The sequence below is a fragment of the Mucilaginibacter sp. PAMB04168 genome (genome assembly GCF_039634365.2).
Lineage (GTDB): Bacteria > Bacteroidota > Bacteroidia > Sphingobacteriales > Sphingobacteriaceae > Mucilaginibacter.
In genome coordinates this window covers 5,246,456-5,263,976 of the sequence record NZ_CP155079.2, presented here as the reverse complement: position 1 = coordinate 5,263,976, position 17,521 = coordinate 5,246,456, and the positions used below count along the sequence as shown (strand labels likewise).

The 17,521-nt window shown below is 44.3% G+C and carries 16 protein-coding genes; 9 read left to right on the top strand and 7 right to left on the bottom strand.

The annotated features are described in order from the left end of the window. Positions 1-114 precede the first annotated feature (114 nt). The 3 genes from ABDD94_RS22130 to ABDD94_RS22120 form a co-directional block, all read right to left on the bottom strand. Entirely contained in the window at positions 115-1,095 is a 981-nt protein-coding gene (locus tag ABDD94_RS22130; protein WP_345954065.1) for a xanthine dehydrogenase family protein subunit M, read from the bottom strand. Further along, the gene (locus ABDD94_RS22125; RefSeq protein ID WP_345954064.1) at positions 1,092-1,736 is read right to left on the bottom strand and encodes a (2Fe-2S)-binding protein; all 645 of its coding nucleotides are present in this window, start codon (positions 1,734-1,736) and stop codon (positions 1,092-1,094) included. The genes ABDD94_RS22130 and ABDD94_RS22125 overlap by 4 nt, the downstream gene beginning before the upstream one ends. A 117-nt stretch (positions 1,737-1,853) precedes the next feature. Further along, entirely contained in the window at positions 1,854-2,594 is a 741-nt protein-coding gene (locus tag ABDD94_RS22120; RefSeq protein WP_345949957.1) for a CpsB/CapC family capsule biosynthesis tyrosine phosphatase, read from the bottom strand. Between the two features lie 330 nt (positions 2,595-2,924). Here ABDD94_RS22120 and ABDD94_RS22115 point away from each other — a divergent pair, with 330 nt between their 5' ends. The 3 genes from ABDD94_RS22115 to ABDD94_RS22105 all read left to right on the top strand — a co-directional run bounded on the left by ABDD94_RS22115 (position 2,925) and on the right by ABDD94_RS22105 (position 7,761). Next, positions 2,925-3,533 (top strand): thioredoxin fold domain-containing protein, encoded by a 609-nt coding sequence (locus ABDD94_RS22115; RefSeq protein ID WP_345954063.1) that lies wholly within the window; start codon positions 2,925-2,927, stop codon positions 3,531-3,533. Then, positions 3,520-5,802 (top strand): response regulator, encoded by a 2,283-nt coding sequence (locus ABDD94_RS22110; protein ID WP_345954062.1) that lies wholly within the window; start codon positions 3,520-3,522, stop codon positions 5,800-5,802. The genes ABDD94_RS22115 and ABDD94_RS22110 overlap by 14 nt, the downstream gene beginning before the upstream one ends. A 126-nt stretch (positions 5,803-5,928) precedes the next feature. Continuing rightward, positions 5,929-7,761 carry a hypothetical protein gene (locus tag ABDD94_RS22105; RefSeq protein WP_345954061.1) on the top strand — a complete coding sequence of 611 codons (1,833 nt, stop codon included), beginning with the start codon at positions 5,929-5,931 and terminating at the stop codon, positions 7,759-7,761. A 235-nt stretch (positions 7,762-7,996) separates the two neighbouring features. Here the strand turns inward: ABDD94_RS22105 and ABDD94_RS22100 are convergent, their stop codons facing one another. Further along, the gene (locus tag ABDD94_RS22100; protein WP_345954060.1) at positions 7,997-9,451 is read right to left on the bottom strand and encodes an RtcB family protein; all 1,455 of its coding nucleotides are present in this window, start codon (positions 9,449-9,451) and stop codon (positions 7,997-7,999) included. 139 nt (positions 9,452-9,590) lie between these two features. On the opposite strand from ABDD94_RS22100, the gene ABDD94_RS22095 reads away from it, so the two are divergent. Next, positions 9,591-9,851 (top strand): hypothetical protein, encoded by a 261-nt coding sequence (locus tag ABDD94_RS22095; RefSeq protein WP_345954059.1) that lies wholly within the window; start codon positions 9,591-9,593, stop codon positions 9,849-9,851. A 21-nt stretch (positions 9,852-9,872) separates the two neighbouring features. Here the strand turns inward: ABDD94_RS22095 and ABDD94_RS22090 are convergent, their stop codons facing one another. Then, a complete protein-coding gene (locus tag ABDD94_RS22090) occupies positions 9,873-11,552 on the bottom strand; it encodes a serine/threonine-protein kinase (RefSeq protein ID WP_345954058.1) in 1,680 nt (559 codons plus the stop codon). Positions 11,553-11,899: 347 nt separating this feature from the next. Between ABDD94_RS22090 and ABDD94_RS22085 the strand changes: the two genes are divergently transcribed. The 4 genes from ABDD94_RS22085 to ABDD94_RS22070 all read left to right on the top strand — a co-directional run bounded on the left by ABDD94_RS22085 (position 11,900) and on the right by ABDD94_RS22070 (position 15,321). Beyond that, positions 11,900-13,714 (top strand): hypothetical protein, encoded by a 1,815-nt coding sequence (locus ABDD94_RS22085; protein WP_345954057.1) that lies wholly within the window; start codon positions 11,900-11,902, stop codon positions 13,712-13,714. Positions 13,715-13,916: 202 nt separating this feature from the next. Beyond that, positions 13,917-14,390, top strand: coding sequence for an OmpA family protein (locus ABDD94_RS22080; RefSeq protein WP_345954056.1), 474 nt, complete (start codon positions 13,917-13,919; stop codon positions 14,388-14,390). 124 nt (positions 14,391-14,514) lie between these two features. After that, a complete protein-coding gene (locus ABDD94_RS22075) occupies positions 14,515-14,706 on the top strand; it encodes a cold shock domain-containing protein (RefSeq protein ID WP_345949966.1) in 192 nt (63 codons plus the stop codon). A 162-nt stretch (positions 14,707-14,868) separates the two neighbouring features. Continuing rightward, a complete protein-coding gene (locus ABDD94_RS22070; protein WP_345949967.1) occupies positions 14,869-15,321 on the top strand; it encodes a cold shock domain-containing protein in 453 nt (150 codons plus the stop codon). Between the two features lie 109 nt (positions 15,322-15,430). Here ABDD94_RS22070 and ABDD94_RS22065 read toward each other — a convergent pair whose 3' ends face one another. After that, positions 15,431-16,318, bottom strand: coding sequence for a bestrophin family ion channel (locus ABDD94_RS22065; RefSeq protein WP_345954055.1), 888 nt, complete (start codon positions 16,316-16,318; stop codon positions 15,431-15,433). A 102-nt stretch (positions 16,319-16,420) separates the two neighbouring features. After that, entirely contained in the window at positions 16,421-16,714 is a 294-nt protein-coding gene (locus tag ABDD94_RS22060) for a hypothetical protein (protein ID WP_345954054.1), read from the bottom strand. Positions 16,715-16,951: 237 nt separating this feature from the next. On the opposite strand from ABDD94_RS22060, the gene ABDD94_RS22055 reads away from it, so the two are divergent. After that, the gene (locus ABDD94_RS22055; RefSeq protein WP_345954053.1) at positions 16,952-17,401 is read left to right on the top strand and encodes a KTSC domain-containing protein; all 450 of its coding nucleotides are present in this window, start codon (positions 16,952-16,954) and stop codon (positions 17,399-17,401) included. Positions 17,402-17,521 lie beyond the last annotated feature (120 nt).

The following is a 17,521-nucleotide window of genomic DNA, read 5'->3' as shown; positions in this document are numbered from 1 at the left end:
TCGGAGTTGCAAGCTTGGCTTTTTAGGCTATGTGTTCTGGTTACGGATGATGTGTTTCTAAGTCTCTTACATCTACAGCTTACGTAAACCATAGAAATCAGAACACACAATCACCTAAACCAATCCTGCTGCGTGTTTTAATGCTTCAGTTATGGTGGCCGGAGCCATTGTTAATTTAAAGGCGTTGTCTTTAAATGATTTGGCGCCTTGCATGGCCACTTGTGCTGCCTGCTCAAAAGTAGCCGCGGTAGCGGGTTTGCCTCTTAAAGCTTGCTCGGCAGCAGTTAAGCGCCATGGCTTGTGTGCTACGCCACCCATAGCCAGGCGGGCATCTTTAATTATACCATTCTGTATATCCATCGCCGCGGCTACCGAAACCAGTGCAAAAGCATAAGATGCCCGGTCGCGAACTTTAAGGTAATAGCTGTGATTGGCAAAATTATTAACCGGTATTTCTACGCCTGTAATCAGCTCATCTTTAGCCAGGTTATTATCCAGTTCAGGTGTATTGCCCGGCAAGCGATGAAAATCGGTAAACTTTAACCGGCGGGCACCCTTACGGCCTTGTATAAGCACAGTTGCATCCAGTGCAGCCATAGCCACGGCCATATCTGACGGGTGTACGGCAATACACTTATCACTAAAACCAAAAATGGCGTGCATGCGGTTAAAGCCCTCCAGCGCACCACAGCCTGTGCCCGGCGAGCGCTTGTTGCAGGGCATGGCCACATCATAAAAATATGGGCATCGGGTGCGCTGCATCATATTGCCACCCACGGTAGCCATGTTACGCAACTGTGCAGATGCGCCTGCATTTAAGGCCTGTGATAATAATGGAAACATGGATTTTACCAGCTTATCTTCGGCTACCTGGCTGTTAAGGGCCAGCGCGCCAATGTGTAAGCCACCTTTAATGTCGCTAATATTGCGCAAAGGCAGCCTGTTAATATCCACCAGCTTATCGGGCGTCATAACGCCGTGCTTCATCAGATCCACCAGGTTACTGCCGCCGGCAATTATTTTGGTGCCGGGCTGTGCTATGGCAGCCAGTACATTTTGCTGACTGGACGGGCGAACGTATTGAAACTGCTTCATACCTGCTGCCCTCCGTTCTTCACTTCCTGTATAGCATTTACAATGTTCGGATAGGCGCCGCAACGGCAAATGTTACCGCTCATGTATTCCCTGATTTCTCCTTCTGAGTTGGCATGACCCTCGCGGATGCAAGCCACTGCAGACATGATCTGCCCTGGTGTGCAGTAACCGCATTGGAAACCATCGTGCTTAATGAAAGCTTCCTGCATTGGGTGCAACTCATCGCCTTTAGCCAGGCCTTCAATGGTGGTTACTTTTTTACCGTCAGTCATCATGGCTAGCGTAAGGCAGGAGTTTACCCGGTGCCCATCAACATGCACAGTGCAGGCACCGCACTGGCCGTAATCACAGCCTTTTTTGGTACCGGTTAAGTGCAGTTGTTCGCGCAGCAAATCCAAGAGGGTTACGCGGGGTTCTATAGAAACTTTATGTGCTATTCCGTTCACCGTAATATTGAGCGGCAATTTTTCGAATACAGCCGCAACTTTTTCGTCCAGATGATTTTCGGCAGCTTTTACAGCTACGCCGGGCGTTAGGGCCACGGCAGTAAGGAGCGATGATTTCTTTAAAAAATCACGCCGTGGATTATCTTTCGGCTGATGATTATCATCTGCCGAAAACCCGTTATTAAGGTCTTCCATAAGGTACTTGGATTATCTATACCAAGCTACCTGTTTTTTATAAAAGGGTGTGCATTAAAAGCTTATTTATACTGATTCCAGAAAAGCAATCGATTTAAAAAAGCAGTGCGGTAAGGCTTAAAGCAGTTCAAGATTCAGGAGCTTGCCTCCATCTTTCAGCTTTTGCAGATAAGGCATTTTTAAGGTGTTTTTGAGCGCCAGAGCATGACGCGGGTGGTGCATATCGCTTGATATGTAATCAATAAATCCTTCATCAACCAAAGCCTCGGCGCTTTTTTTAACCTCTTTACCATAGTAGCCGGTTAAAGCAATGGTGTTAGTTTGGATACGGCATCCCCAGCTGCGCAAGCTTTCCACCTCACTAAGGGTAAGGTACGGATAGCGCTCCGGATGGGCCAATATGGGTGTAAGTCCTTTATCGGTTATTCGTTGTACGGTATGAATTAAATTAGGCGGTTTGCTGGTAAAGGCCAGTTCAAATAAAACAAACTGGTTATTGATAAGCATTAATTCGTTATTATCAATCAGTTTTACAAAAAACTCATCAAAGTAATGCTCGGCAGCGGCCTGTATAGGTATCTCAATGCCTTCGGTCTGTAAATGATCATTTAAGCGGTTGAGGGCATCATTAATGGTTGTGGCGTTATTCTTATAATAATCGGCCATGATGTGCGGCGTGGCAATTATTTTTTTTATGCCCACGCTCATCATTTCCCGTATCAGTAAAACCGAATCTTCTACCGTTTGTGCACCATCATCAATGCCCGGCAGTATATGCGAGTGCATATCAACCGAAACAAAGCTGTAGTCGAAAGTTTCCTGTGGTTGTTTTTTGCTTCTGCTAAATAATCCAAACATATTAATTACGGCAATGCATTAGTGGGCGACGACGTAAAGTTACGCTTTTACATCACACGATTAAGCAACATACCTGCAAATGGTTTACTAGTATTATGTAAATTTTAACACATTTTGCTTCTCTTTTTGCACAAAGTGGTGCTGTTTCGCCATTTCGTTATGGTAAAGGTAATTTTTAACCGTGTAGAAATATTCTTTTTAGGAGTAATATTGCCTTTTTAAAACGAATAATAATCATAAAAATTTCGTAATATAGCTTATCCGCTTTTTTGAAGCGACGGTATAAAAAAGTGTGTTTTTCTTTTTCTAGCCGTTATTTTCCTTATTTAAATGAAAAAGCTGTTGATTAGTTTTTGGCTGGTGATATTGGTATTTACCATAGGCGCTTTATTTTGGTACAACCAATACCGTTATAGTTTGCCTACACCCGTGCCCAACGGTTACAAAACGGTAAAAAGCGGTACGTTCATCCACTTAACTTCTGGTTTAAATTTAACAGGGCAGAAGCCGGTACTGCTGCACTTTTTTAATCCCGACTGTCCATGCTCACGCTTTAACCTGCAGCACGTAAAATCGTTAATTAAACAATATCATAATAGTGTTGATTTTGCGCTTGTACTGGTTACCGCGAAACCTTATACCGCACAGCAGATACAGGATAAGTTTGATTTGCAGATACCCGTAATTGCAGATAAGACGCTGGCTACTGCGTGTGGCGTATATTCCACCCCGCAGGCGGTGTTGTTGAAAGCAAACCGGCAGCTTTATTACCGGGGCAATTACAACAGCAGCCGTTACTGCACTAACAAAAAAACCGAGTATGCACGCATGGCATTAGAAAACCTCCTGCATGGTCTGCCGGTGCTTAACAACCCATTGTCTACCACCGCTTATGGGTGCCGTTTGGCCAATAACAATAGTACGTATGCAGCCCAATAACGATTATCAAACCTATAAATATGCCTTGCAGGCCGAAGTGAAAGAACGTTCGGACCGGTTAATGGATTATTTTCTGGTTGCCTATGCGCTAACCGGATTGGGGCTGGCTGCTTATTACGATACCTGGGTAATGGCCATATGTATTACCGGGCTATGCTTAACTGCCTATTACTCGGTAAAAATAGCGTTGCCTAAATCTGATCTGTACCAGTATGTGCTCAGTGCGGTGCTGGGTATTTTTATGGCGCAATTTATTTACCAGATGCATGGCATGTTCGAGATGCACTTTTTTGCATTTATTGGCAGCGCCGTACTCATCACTTACCAGAACTGGAAGCTGCAGATACCGGTTTTCGTGGTTGTGGGCTTACATCATGCTACCTTTGGGTACCTGCAAAACCAGGGCATTGAAGGTATGTATGTAACCCAGCTCGATTCATTCGACCTGCAAACAATAATCATACACCTCTTATTAACCTGCATCATCTTTTACATTAGCGGCTTGTGGGCTTATCAGCTAAAAAAATATGGTACTGCGCAGCTTAAGCAAGCTATTAAGTTGGGCGAGCTGCAGAAAGAAGCGGTATTAATAGAAGAGATTAAGCAGCGCGAAGAGGCACTGGCGGTATACAATAAAAAGTTGTTGCAAAGTAACCAGGAACTCGAAATGGCCCGCCATGAGGCCGACGAGGCCCGCCAGGAAGCTGAGAAAGCTAATCAGGCCAAAAGCATTTTCCTGGCCATGATGAGCCATGAGATACGTACACCTATGAATGGGGTAATTGGCATGTCGGGCCTGCTGGCCGAAACGGCCTTAACCGAGCAGCAGCGTACCTATACCGACACTATTAATAATTGTGGCGAAAACTTGCTGGTACTTATCAACAACATTCTCGATTTCTCGAAGATTGAGGCTGGCAGCATGGAGCTGGAGCGAGAGGATTTTAACTTGTTTTACTGTATTGAGGATGTGCTGGACATGTTCAGTAAACAAGCCTCGCAAAAAGGTATTGAGCTGGCCTATATTATTGACCGCCACGTGCCTGCACAAATTGTAGCTGATAAAGTACGCTTGCAGCAGATTTTAACCAACCTGGTAAGTAACGCGCTTAAGTTTACTACACACGGCGAGGTAGTGGTTAAGGCAGCGCTGACTAACAAGGCTAATGATGGCACCATTTCCCTCAGTTTTGAAGTTAAAGACACCGGCATTGGCATCCCGCCCGAAAAAATTGACCGCCTGTTTAAGGCATTTACACAAGTCGATTCCTCAACCACACGCAAATACGGCGGTACAGGTCTTGGGCTGGTAATTTGTGAAAAGCTGGCGGGTTTAATGGGTGGCAGCATTTCGGTGCAGAGTACACCCGGCAAAGGATCTGCCTTTACGTTTACCATACAAACCAGCGCCGGTACTAAAGAATTAAAACCAACGGTAACCCATTTCATGGGCGATCAGGCTGGAAAAAAAGTACTGGTAATTGATGACCATGCCACCAACAGGGCCATCCTTAAGAACCAGCTCGAAAACTGGAAGCTGGTGCCGGTAATTGTACAATCAGGCCATGAGGCGGTGGATATGCTGAAAGGGGGTCTGAAACCTGACCTTATTATTACCGATGCACAAATGCCTGATATGGACGGCGTACAACTGGCTCAGCAGGTTAAGCAGCAATACCCTGGCATTCCTATTATCCTGCTCAGCTCCATAGGCGATGAACATGCCCGGCAGCATGCAAGTTTGTTTAGCTATATTCTAAACAAACCCATAAAGCAGGATGATTTGAGCCGTTATGTATTTAACAGCCTGCACCTGAAAGCTCAGCCTGTAAACGAGGAGAAAACCACCAAGAGCCGCCTTTCTCCTGATTTTGGCGAGCGCAACCCACTCCGTATACTTATTGCAGAAGATAATAAGATTAATCAGAATGTGATTATGCACATTTTGGGCAAGCTGGGTTACCAGCCCCAGGTCGTAGAAAATGGCCTTGAAGCCGTTGCAGCCTGCCGCAAAAATACGTACGATTTAATCTTAATGGACATGCAAATGCCCGACATGGATGGCCTGGAAGCAACCGTGGTTATCCGCAAAGCGCTGGGGCATCAGCCGGTTATTATTGCGCTTACTGCCAATACCATGCAGGGCGACCGTGAGGAATGCTTGCTGGCGGGTATGAACGATTACATCAGCAAACCGGTAAAAGTGGAAGAGCTGATGGATAAGCTGCAACAGTGGCACAACTTTTTAGAGCATACGCCTATACAATAACCATTACAGGTGTTTAAACGCTCGTAAACAGAAGAGCAACTAACAACGGGTATACGGCGTACAACATGCAACTTGCAGATTCGGAGCTAATGTGTATATTAATGCCAGAAAACTTTACTTACTATCATGAGGATACTATTTTCGGCACTGGCTATTTGGGCCGGTATGGCCGTTGCTGCGCATGCGCAAGAGAAATACCAGTACGCGGTTGATATTGCCAATATTCAGAACGATAAGGTGGCCGTTACCTTAAAAACACCAGTTATAACCCAGCAAAATGCTGTATTCTCGTTCCCTAAAGCCATACCCGGATCGTACGCCCGTAAGGATTATGGCCGTTTTGTAAGCAGCTTTGCTGCGTTTAGTAAGGATGGTAAAAAATTAAAGACCGAAAAGCTAGGCGCCAACCAATTCCGCATTAGTAACGCCAGCGAACTGGCAAAAATTAGTTACCTGGTTGATGATACCTGGGATACCAAGCACAGTGACTTTATTTTTCAGCCGGGCGGTTCCAACATCGAAGCGGGCACTAATGTGGTGATGAATAACCATGCTTTTTATGGTTACTTTGAGGGCCTAAGCAACTTGCCCTATGAAATAACAGTAACCAAGCCTGCCGAGTTTTATGGAGCAACACACCTTGATGTAACGCATACCTCCACTACGCAAGACGTGCTCACCGCCAAGAACTATGTATACCTGGCCGATAACCCGGTTATTTATGCACGGCCCGACACAGTTTCCTTTAATGCCGGCAACAGCCAAATTAATGTGTCGGTTTATTCGGCCACAGGGAAAGTGAAGGCCGCTCAGGTTGCTGGTTATTTAAAACCGCTTTCGGCTGCGCTAACCAAATTCTTTAATGGCTTGCCGGTAAAATCATACCAGTTTTTGTTTTATTTTGAAGACCCCAAAAAAGCCCTGACTGATCGTAAGGGCGGCGAAGGCGGCTATGGTGCGCTGGAACATAATTATTCATCGCTTTACTACTTGCCCGAGGTGGCTTTTGAAAAGGACTTAATTTCGATGGTACACGATGTATCGGGCCACGAGTTTTTGCATATACTAACGCCCCTCAACCTGCATAGCAACGAAATTGAGAACTTCAACTTCACCGAACCGGTAATGTCGCAGCATTTGTGGCTGTACGAAGGTGTAACCGAATATTTTGCGCAGCTTATACAGTTGCAAAACGGACTGATAACACAAAAGAAGTTTTTTGAGGAAATGCGCAACAAGATAAACCAGGCAGAAGAGTTTGGCGATTTTTCGATGACGGAAATGAGCCGCCGGGTGATGGAAGACAGCTTTCAGAAAAAATACAGCAGTGTGTACAATAGGGGGGCACTCATTGCCCTGTTGCTGGATGTGCTGATACGTGAACGGACTGAAGGCACTAAAGACCTGAAGCAGGTGATGCTCACGCTTACTCAAAAGTATGGCCCCAATAAACCCTTTGATGACAACCAGCTTTTTGATGATTTTGTAGCCGCCTCACACCCCGATGTAAGGCAGTTCATCGATAAATACATTATTGGCAGCCAGCCGCTGCCTTATAGCGAATATTTTAATCGGCTGGGTTATGACTACCAACCGTCCAAAGATGTAGCTGCTTTTTATCCTGGAAAGATGGGCTTAAAATATGAAGAGGCCAATAAAGCATTTGTATTTACTGGCGTTGATAAAAACCCGTTAGGTGTGAAGGAAGGCGATACGTTTCTGAAGATTGACGATGTGGTGGTATCGGCCGAAACCATAGACGATATTTGGGATAAATACTTCAATACCAATACTGATCATCCTGAAATTAGCATAACTGTGCTACGCGACGGCAAGCAACAGGTATTGCAAGGCAAGATATTTGACGGCCATTTTAAACTGAAAAACTATTTGGCGCCTACCGCAACCGTTTCGCAAACCCAGCAGCAAATGCTCAATAAGCTGGTTGGAAAAAGCTAACCGGTTTATTTGGTCAAAGCACAACACTTTTTCGCTGATTTTCAACCAGGACATTGGTTTAAAGTTGGAAACCAGCGTGAATTTGCCTAAGCGAGCTTTACCAGCCATATGCAGTATCGGATTTTAAGATACATAGCGTATCTCGCCTGAGAAACAGTTACTGGCAAGTTAGACGACTATTATAAAGGAGCGGTAATTACCTTAAGATAGGTTAAAAAAGTTAGCTTAAATCAAATTAATCTTCTGGTCTTTCTTTGGCATCAGCCATACGCACAATGCGGGGCTGGAACTTTGCCAGTACGTCGACCAAGTTATGCTGGGCTTCCATTACGGCATGGATATTTTTGTACACCATAGGCGCTTCGTCAAGGTCTGCCCCCACGAGGGTTATCTTTTTTTCCAGCAGCTCTGCCGTTACCAGATCGCGCTTTATTGTTTTAAAGGCAGCATTGCGGCTCATTAACCTACCCGCACCGTGCGATGCTGAGTTGATAGACTGCGCATTACCCTTGCCACGTACCACAAAGCCGGGCGTACTCATGCTACCGGGTATAATGCCTAATACGCCGTTGCCTGCCGGGGTGGCGCCTTTGCGGTGTACCATTACCGGCGTGCCATCGGCCAGTCTTTCCTGCCAGGCAAAGTTGTGGTGATTTTCAATACGCAGCAGCGGTTGCAGCTGCATGGCTTTGGCAATCTTATTGTGTATTTCATGATGGTTTGCGCTGGCATAATCACCAGCCAAGTTCATGGCAATCCAGTATTCCTGGCCTTCATTACTATCTAAATCCAACCAGGCCAGGTGCTTGGCCTCGGGTGGCAGCTTAGTTTTCTTCATGGCAAGGTCAGAGTAATAGCCTGCTATACCCGCTCCAAAGCCGCGTGAGCCGGAGTGAGAGAGCAATGCCAGGTAGTTGCCGGCCGGCACACCCTCTAATGCGCCGCCCTGTACGGTAAGCTCTCCCCATTCTACAAAATGGTTACCTGTACCCGATGTGCCCAGTTGTTTATAAGCTTTGTCTCTCAGCGTACGTATTTGCTTGGTTGCTTTCCAGTCGGGTTTCTCAAACAAGCTGTCGTCATCATGCCACTTACTTTCGCTGCCCATGCCAAAGTGGGTGTTTTTAAGTAAAATGCTTTTTAAATCGTCGGTTTTATCATCAACAGTATGTGCAGGTAGTTCAAAAATGCTAAGGCACATTCGGCAAGCAATATCCACACCTACGGCGTAAGGTATAATGGTATTGGCCGTTGTGGCCAGTACGCCGCCAATGGGCAGGCCGTACCCCTGATGCGCATCGGGCATTAAAGCGCCGGCCACGGCTATAGGGAGTTGTATAGCCGTACGCATCTGGTTGAGGGCGCCCGCCTCGATATGTTCTATGCCGTACACCGGAAAATCAGCAATTTCCTTTTTAAGTTCATTTATGGGGCGTTGCGGTTTAATTAGCTGGCCTTGCTGCCGTAATTCCAGCACCTTTTCGGCCAGGTTTTTAAACTTGCCGCCGCGTTTAAGGGCATAAGGCTCGGGCTCGGCAATGAGGGCTTCCAGCTCGGCCAAAATTTGTTGCTTGTTCATCACCTTGTGCTTCAACAAGCCGTTGGCTACCCGGCTAAAAAGGATAATTGTATCCAAATCTTCAACTCCTAAATCGCTGATCTCGCTATTGGTTATCTTCTCTTTTTCCATGTTGGTTTACACTTTGGCTGCCATTACTATAACAACAAAACAGCCATTTTGCGCGCGTAATCTTTACAAAATTGATTCAGGCAGGAAACGCAAGCAACCGCAAATTATCTTACCTTGCATTTTAAAATCTATAGCCACCATGAGCAAGACCAGCACCATCGGGTTTTCTTACAAAGTAGAAAGTGTAACGCTGCAAACCATTGACGATACTTTACGCACCACCAGCGGCTTTATTACCCGCGATATTATAGATGCCATCAACGAAAAACTTAAGGGCCAAAATTTTAAAGTAGATGAAAGCTCAATAAGGCCCAAATATGTAGCCGATCAGTTATTCATTGAAGGGTTTGCCGTAGAGATTAAAGAGCCCAAAACGGTTGGCTTTCTATCAGGTCGATAGATCTGTCAGGTTGTTAAGACCTTAATTAACCTTTATAAGATCTTTTTTATTGAGCCAGCCTTTACTTACCTGGCCCTGCTCGTTTTTATAAACTACATAAATGTATCCGTTTATATCATCAATGGCGGTGAGGCGGGCATTGTTCCAGCGGTTAATGTTGGCCTTGCGTACACTTGAGGCATCGGGCCGGTCGTGAAAATAGGCGTAGCTGGCAAAGAGCGTAAAGGTTTTGCCAGCATCTTTTCCTTTGGGGTCGTTGGCAGGTGGCTGTATGGTTTTTTTTGGCTGCGTTTTAGCCTCTTCTTCTTTAGCCACCGTGTCTGTCACTTCGTTTTTCACTTCAGATTCGGTGGCGGTATCTTCTTTAACTACAGCTGCTTTCTTTTTTGCTTTTGGTTTACTTGTTTTTTTAACCGGCTCAGTGTTTTTTTCAACAGCAAGTGTCTGGCTCACCGGAGTCTCCTGCTTGGCATTTGCTGTAGTAGGGAACAACAGATGTCCGGCATATGCGCCCAAACAAGCTACGATAAGGCCTATCCATAACGCAGCCGCAACGGATATACCTTTTGATTTGCTTGCAGTAACAGTTGGCTGTGCAACCGGGTTAGGTGTCGCCGGCCTTGCGCTTCTCAAAGTCATTAGCTCGTTATTGCTTTGCGCTAAAGTTTGCTTGGCCTTTGTTATTTCCTGCTCGTAAAGCGCGGCTTTTTCACATTCCTGGGTTAACAGCTTCTGCAGACTTTCGTTCTCGGCTTGTAACAGGAGGGCTTCTTCTGTATTGCTCTTGGCGGCAAGGGCGCTGTTTTGGGTCAGAATAGCTTGGTGAAGTTCAGTGCCGTCGGCAAAGCGGTCGGCAGGTTGCTTTTGCAAGCAGCGGTTAATAATTTGTAACAGCCATTCGGGTACTTGCATTTCCCAGGCCTTCTTTTGATCGTCCCAGGTATTGGGCAGGTTGGCTTGTCGCAATTCGAGTAAATCGGGCACGGGCGCTTCCAGGTGCGCAATCATGATGTTATTACGCGCCGTTTGTGCGTTAGCCGTCAACGGGAAGGGTACTGCCCCCGCCAGCAGTTCGTACAAGATGATACCGTAGCTATAAACATCACTTTGTGGCAGCATGATGCCTTCGTTTTGCTCGGGTGCCATAAACTCCACTGCGCCCGCATTTCGTAAACTATCACGGCGCTGCTCATCGGTCATGATAGCCAGGCCAAAATCAAGCAACACATAATTGCCTGTGTGGATATTGTATTTAACGTTATTGCTTTTAACATCGCCATGCTTTACCCCAACCTTGTGGCAATGGCTCAGGGCGCTGGCCAGTTGGTCGGCCACCTTAATTACTTCATGAATGGTAAAGACCGGATCGTGAGGCGCGTTTAGGAGTTCGCCCAAATCTGGCCCTTCAATAAACTCCATCTCAATAAAGGGCAGCGAGCCACTCTCAGTAATGCCCGAACTAAATATTTTTACAACATGCGGCGTCGGGTTCTCATTTACTTTTTTTAATTTCTCTACCTCATTCCTGAAGTTCTTGAAATTTTTATCGTCTTCACTTTCGGTATGAATGGGCGTGGGCAGAAGTTTTACAGCTACGATAATTTCGCCTATACGACGAGCCTTGTAAACTGAGCCCTGGCCTCCGTTTCGCAAAGCACCCATATTTTCGAGTCCCTGAGTTATGGTAAACACTTTACCCATATTGTAATAGCTGTAATGTAATAGGTTTAAACTTATCAGGTACTAAATAGTTTGAAACAGATTTTGTTTACAATATCTGACGGGAAAATCCATTGGGGGGTCTAAGCAGCAGCACGCCTGCCTTTTGCTACAAACGTAGCAATGTTAGCTATTCGTATTTAACAAAAAGCACACTGTTAATAGCCATACGTTTTAAGCGTTAAAGGTCATTATCAAACATTTATCATCAAAACATGTACACTATATAATAATACACGAGAGCTAACCATTTACACCTCAATAAAGCTTTTACCTGCCACTATACTTTCTGCGGCTCTCTAAATTTATTTTAACAGTTAGGTATAGTTATGTACAAGAGTGACTTATGGCCAGCGCTTGGGAGCGGGCTGCTGCATTATTGGTTGATGATAAAAAGCTATTTAAGTACGTATAAATACTTCTTTATAGTTATTATAACCAGTATGCTGGCTGGCGCATACCTTTATCAAAGCAACAGGATATCGCACTATGAGGCAAGCGCAAGTGTACGGTTTGAGCCGGCGCGGGACGCTGCCACCCAACAACAGCTTTTTAAAGAGGTTTATAATGAGTTGACGGCCGACTATAACCTTACCGCTGTAAAACCGGCAGGCCGACCAAACACCTTAACTGTAACGGCAACCGGCGAAAGCGCTTACAAAGCCGAGGCGGCTATAACAGCGTTAACGGATAGTTACCGATATAAAGCTTTAAACCATGTTGGCAAGCAAGTTAACACCCGCCGGTTTAATGATAGTGTAGCCGCTTTAAAAGACGAGCTGAGCACTTTAAATGAAAAGATACGGTTAGGGGCTTTGCAAGCCGCCGCCAACCCGGCTGAACGTGCTGTTTTGAAAGAAAAGTTTGTAAAGCAGTCGAGGATATTAGACGTAGTGGTAAATTACGTTAGTAAGCCCATTAGTAGTTTTGTGGTTATACCCGACAGCTTTATACCACCCGACGATGACTTGCTTAAGTCTATCAATAAGTTTAATGAGTTACAGTTGCAAAAACAAAGCTATTTGGGCGCCAAAAGCTTAAACGACCCCAATACGGTGAGGTTTAACCAGCAGATTAATTTTTTGCAGGAGCAGATTAAACGCCAGGTTGTTGTTCAAAGAGCGTACCTCCAAAAGCAACTAAACCCGGGTACTGATACTGCTGCTTCGTTACAGCAATATCGTTTGCAGTCAGCCCATATTTCAGCCGCTATTGATTCGCTAACCGCTTTAAAACAATCTGCAATAGGCAGGCCGGCGCCGGCAAGTTCGGCTATAGCGGTTACTTCTTTTAAAAGCCGGGCAATGCACGCGCAATCGCCGTTATTTTATATAGCCGCAGTTTTAGCAGGGATATTATTTTCGGTTTTAGCTGTTTATATTTTACAAATGCTGAATAGAAAGATTCACAGCGTTGCAGATATAAAACGGACAACTAAAATTCCGGTTGTTACAGAACTTGAGCCTCAGCAAAATGAAGGTGAACCGGGCGCCGACATTTCTGTTAATGCATTGGCCTCTTATATATTCAATGTTCACAGCCATCATCAAACAATTTGGGTTACGGCAAATACCGACGAGGAAGGCGCGAGGCAACTGGCGTTGCAACTGGCACAAGCGCTTGCTCATACCGGCAAAAGTACCGTTTTAGTTGATAATGATATGCCCGATTCATTATCATATGATGAGTTGGGCCTTCCGTACAACAAGGGATTATATGAGTACCTGAACGCAGATATAGTTACTATCGATGACCTGATCGTACCTGTTCAGGGGGCCGATAGTCTTTACTTTATCGGGTCGGGCGTTGCTAAAAACCAGCACAAGGCAGAGATGGTATCTATGCTGGGGTTATTAGATATTTCGCCAAACTTATCGGCAGAGGCCGACCCGATACAAAAAGCAATGCCAGATAGGAAGTTTAACCAGCTTATAAACCAGTTACACAAGCAGTTTGATTATATTGTTGTAAGCGGCCCGTTACTCGAAGATTACGCACACCCCATGATTAGCCGTACCGATATTACGTTTTACCTGGTAACCTATAAAATTACTGACAAGGCACAGCTTGTACGGCTTAATGAGTTGTGGCAAGCAGGACAAATTAATAGCCCGGCAATTGTAGCCAAACACGCTGCGCATTAATAGTATAAATAGCCGATACGCTGTGCAAATACCAATTTTGCCAGAATTAATACTCTATAAAAGGCATCAATAAAACCAAATACCTGCCGGCCTATTATTTAAATATAAACTCAGTAAGCAATTATTAAAAAGCCGTTATGCCGCATGCCTTTAAGCAGTGCGGATGACTTACCGGCTAATTTATTTACCAAATTATAGAATTATGAAAACCAATTATTTAAAGTCAGTTATTTTAGCGCTTGCCATGGTGGCTATGATGTTGCCTGCCGTAGCAAAAGCAACCGAACCTTCCAAAAATAAAAAAAGTGAAGCCAAGTCGCCGGCTACTAAAATCGACCTCAGAAGCGTAAAGATTAAGAATGTCCAGTTCGGGTTTGATCGTTCTGCTATTAGTGCGGAAACATACGCACGATTGGATAAAGTGGTAAAATTAATGGCCGACAATAATGCAGCGGTTAAACTAAGCGGACATGCTGATAACAAAGGCGGTTATGTGTATAATTGGAAACTGTCACAAGCGCGGGCTAACACGGTTAAAGAGTACATGGTTAGTAAAGGTGCCGATTCATCGCGCATTGCTTCAACCGAATTTGGCGATACCAAGCCCATTGCTTCTAACAAAACCAAATTAGGTCGGCAGCAAAACAGACGTGTGGAAATTGAATTTGTTCAATAACCCGGTTTATAGCACATAAACAGCTAGAATCACTGCAGGGTTAAATAAATATTAATTATTTTCACCAAAAGGAAATTTATACGGATATTTATTCGTACCTTGTAGACTTATTAAAAGCAATATAATGCAACAAGGAACAGTAAAATTTTTTAATGAAACAAAAGGTTTCGGATTTATCACACCTAATGATGGTGGAAGCGAAATCTTTGTTCATTCATCAGGTCTGATTGACAATATTCGTGAGAATACTGTTGTTAGTTATGATGTGGAAGAAGGCCGTAAAGGACCAAACGCAGTAAATGTAAAAGTAGCTTAACACACTATAAATTATTGTGAGGCATCTTCCACTATAGGAAGATGCTTTTTTTGTAAAAATTTTTCCTTGCAAAGTTGGCCCTCAACAAGCCGGTTATAGCAGCTTAAATATTAATCAGAACTTCGGAAAAATAGAAGTTCTAAGTTACACTTAAATTAAAATATGGGTAAATCCACAGAAACATTCAGTAAAAAAGAACGGGAAAAGAAAAAAGCCCGCAAACAGTTAGACAAAAAAGAAAAAGCCGAAGACCGGAAAGCTAATGCTGTAAAGGGAAAAGGTTTGGAAGACATGATGGCTTATGTTGACGAGAATGGCAACATAACATCTATGCCGCAAGAGCCCGGTAAACGTAAAAAGATACTGGTAGAAGATATACAGATTGGTACGCCTAAGCAGGAAGAGATCGAATACGAGGTGGTTAGAACCGGAACCGTATCGTTCTTCAATGAATCGAAGGGCTACGGCTTTATACGTGACCTGCAAACTCAGGAAAGCGTATTTGTGCACATTAATGGCATTATGGAGCAGATCAAAGAAGGCAACAAAGTTACTTTCGAAGTTGAACAGGGACAAAAAGGCCCCAACGCCATCAAAGTAAAAATTGCCAAATAATTTCAGAACACCGGCTTTTAAGCTTGTGTATTTAAATTACTGCAATAAAAAAGGCTGAAGACGAAATCTTCGGCCTTTTGTTTTTGTACTTGCCTGATGCTTTTTATTGTTACATGATATAATAAGATGCAGGCGGTTCAATTTTATATACCGGCGGTTCGCCAACCATCTCCATTAGCGTGTTTTCTATCGACATGGATAAAGCCGTCATTGGCGTATCGGTTGGCCGGTTCTCAAATGGGTCCTGCATTAAAATAGCTGTTTGTTCTATAGCAATGAATAATACGGGGACGATAATCGTGAGCGATACTTCTACCAGTTTACTTTGATCCTCCAGGCCAAACGGCAGCATGGTCATGAGTACATAGATCAGAAAGTGGATCAGCACACTATAAGCTCTCGGGAAAACGGTGTTTTTAATCCGTTCACATTTTCCCATCGAGTCGCAAAGCCTGGCCAGCGTAGCGTCTATTTGTACCTGCTTATTAGCATTGATGTTAAACTGCTCGCTTGCTGCAGCAAGTGCATCTGCATGTTGGTCTAAAATGAGGTTAGCTTTGTTGGCGCTATTAGCACCGATATTGCTGAAATAGGTGCTTACCTTGTTGCTATGTTCTACTTTTCGAAGTGATTCTGAAAGTGCAAAGCACCAAACGCCTTGCCGTGCGGCAAAGTCTTTTGCAACGGCCAAACCCTGTTCCGTTTTGGGCATAAATTGTTTAACCTGGCGCACCAGCGTCCTGCTGTCGTTCACAATAGCACCCCACACTACCCGGGCCTCCCACCAGCGTTCGTATGATTGTGAAGTTCGGAATGCCAGTAATAGCGATAAAACAGTACCACTGAACGCAGTAACCGCCAACGGTATAGAAACCTGGCTTAGGATGCCGTAGTGGTCAAACGTACCAGCCAGCATAGCATACGCCGCAATGGCCAGTACATCCCATTTGATGGTGCGGATAAAATAAAAAATCGAAATTCTTTTCTTGATAAGCATATTATTCATCCATAACACCAAAATGTTTTTAGTGTTCGGTTAAGAGCATAAATAACCCGTCCGAAAATAATGGACTTTGCATTAAGCAGTAGAAAATGTATATTACTTCTGCTTTCTTCGCCATTTTAACGACTGCTGATTATCGCTTAAAAGCAACTCAGGCTGTTTTAGCCATTGCTCCATCCGCTCAACCATTTTTTGCAAGTGCGTTTGGCTTAACTGACTAATAGCCGTTTTTGATTTATCCAGATGATTGTACCATACATCCTGAAACAGCCAGTCTAACACAATCCGGTTGAAGCAATGGTTATACTGTACCGGCTCAGTAAACGTTGCCGGCAGAGTTTCATTTAACAGTTGCTTATACCGGCCAATAGCCGAAACCCGATCTTTCATGGTTGGATAACAGGTAAGCTGAATTTTCGATTTAAAGATCGAATTTATTTGGCTAAGGTAAATATGTGAAGAATCTTCAGCGCATAAACATACGTGGGCTCGCATAAAGCAAGGAGTAGGCTAAAAGCGTCTGTAAGCAAAGTATAAGTATAGCCATAAGAAAAAGTGTACCTTCGCAAATTATTTTCTTGGAAAGACACCTCATCGTTTCAACGACAATAAAGTTATAATTAAGATATGAAAAAGATTGTCGATTACAGGAAGCTGTTGGGTGTTACTAAGGATGCCGATTTACAGGAATTAAAAACGGTTTACCGGGGCTTAATGAAAGCCTGGCACCCCGATAAGTTTCAGGATAGTAACGAAAGTAAGCTGGCTGCCGAAGATAAAAGCAAGAGCATTATTGAAGCTTATCACTTTTTAGTGAGCATAGCGCCCGAAACACGTGCCCAATCATTTGCCGATTATACGCTTACCACCACTACCGCTGCAATGGCCGATTTTGAGTACAAATCACAAATACTTACCGTAAGCTTTACCGATGGCAATACGTATGAGTACTTTGATGTACCCAAGGCGGTATATATTAAGCTCATCAATGCCGATTCGCCTGGGAGATTTGCCCGCAGGCATATTTTCGGCACTTATTTGTACAGAAGCACCAGCAAGCTGGTAGCCTCGGCCTAAGTTGCCATTGCGTATAGCTCTACAACTGTAAAGCATTAAGCCGTATAGTAGCTAACGCATGCGCCCAATAATTTAAATCCGTTCAGTACTGCTGAGTGATTTTTGCTGCCTGTAGCGGCC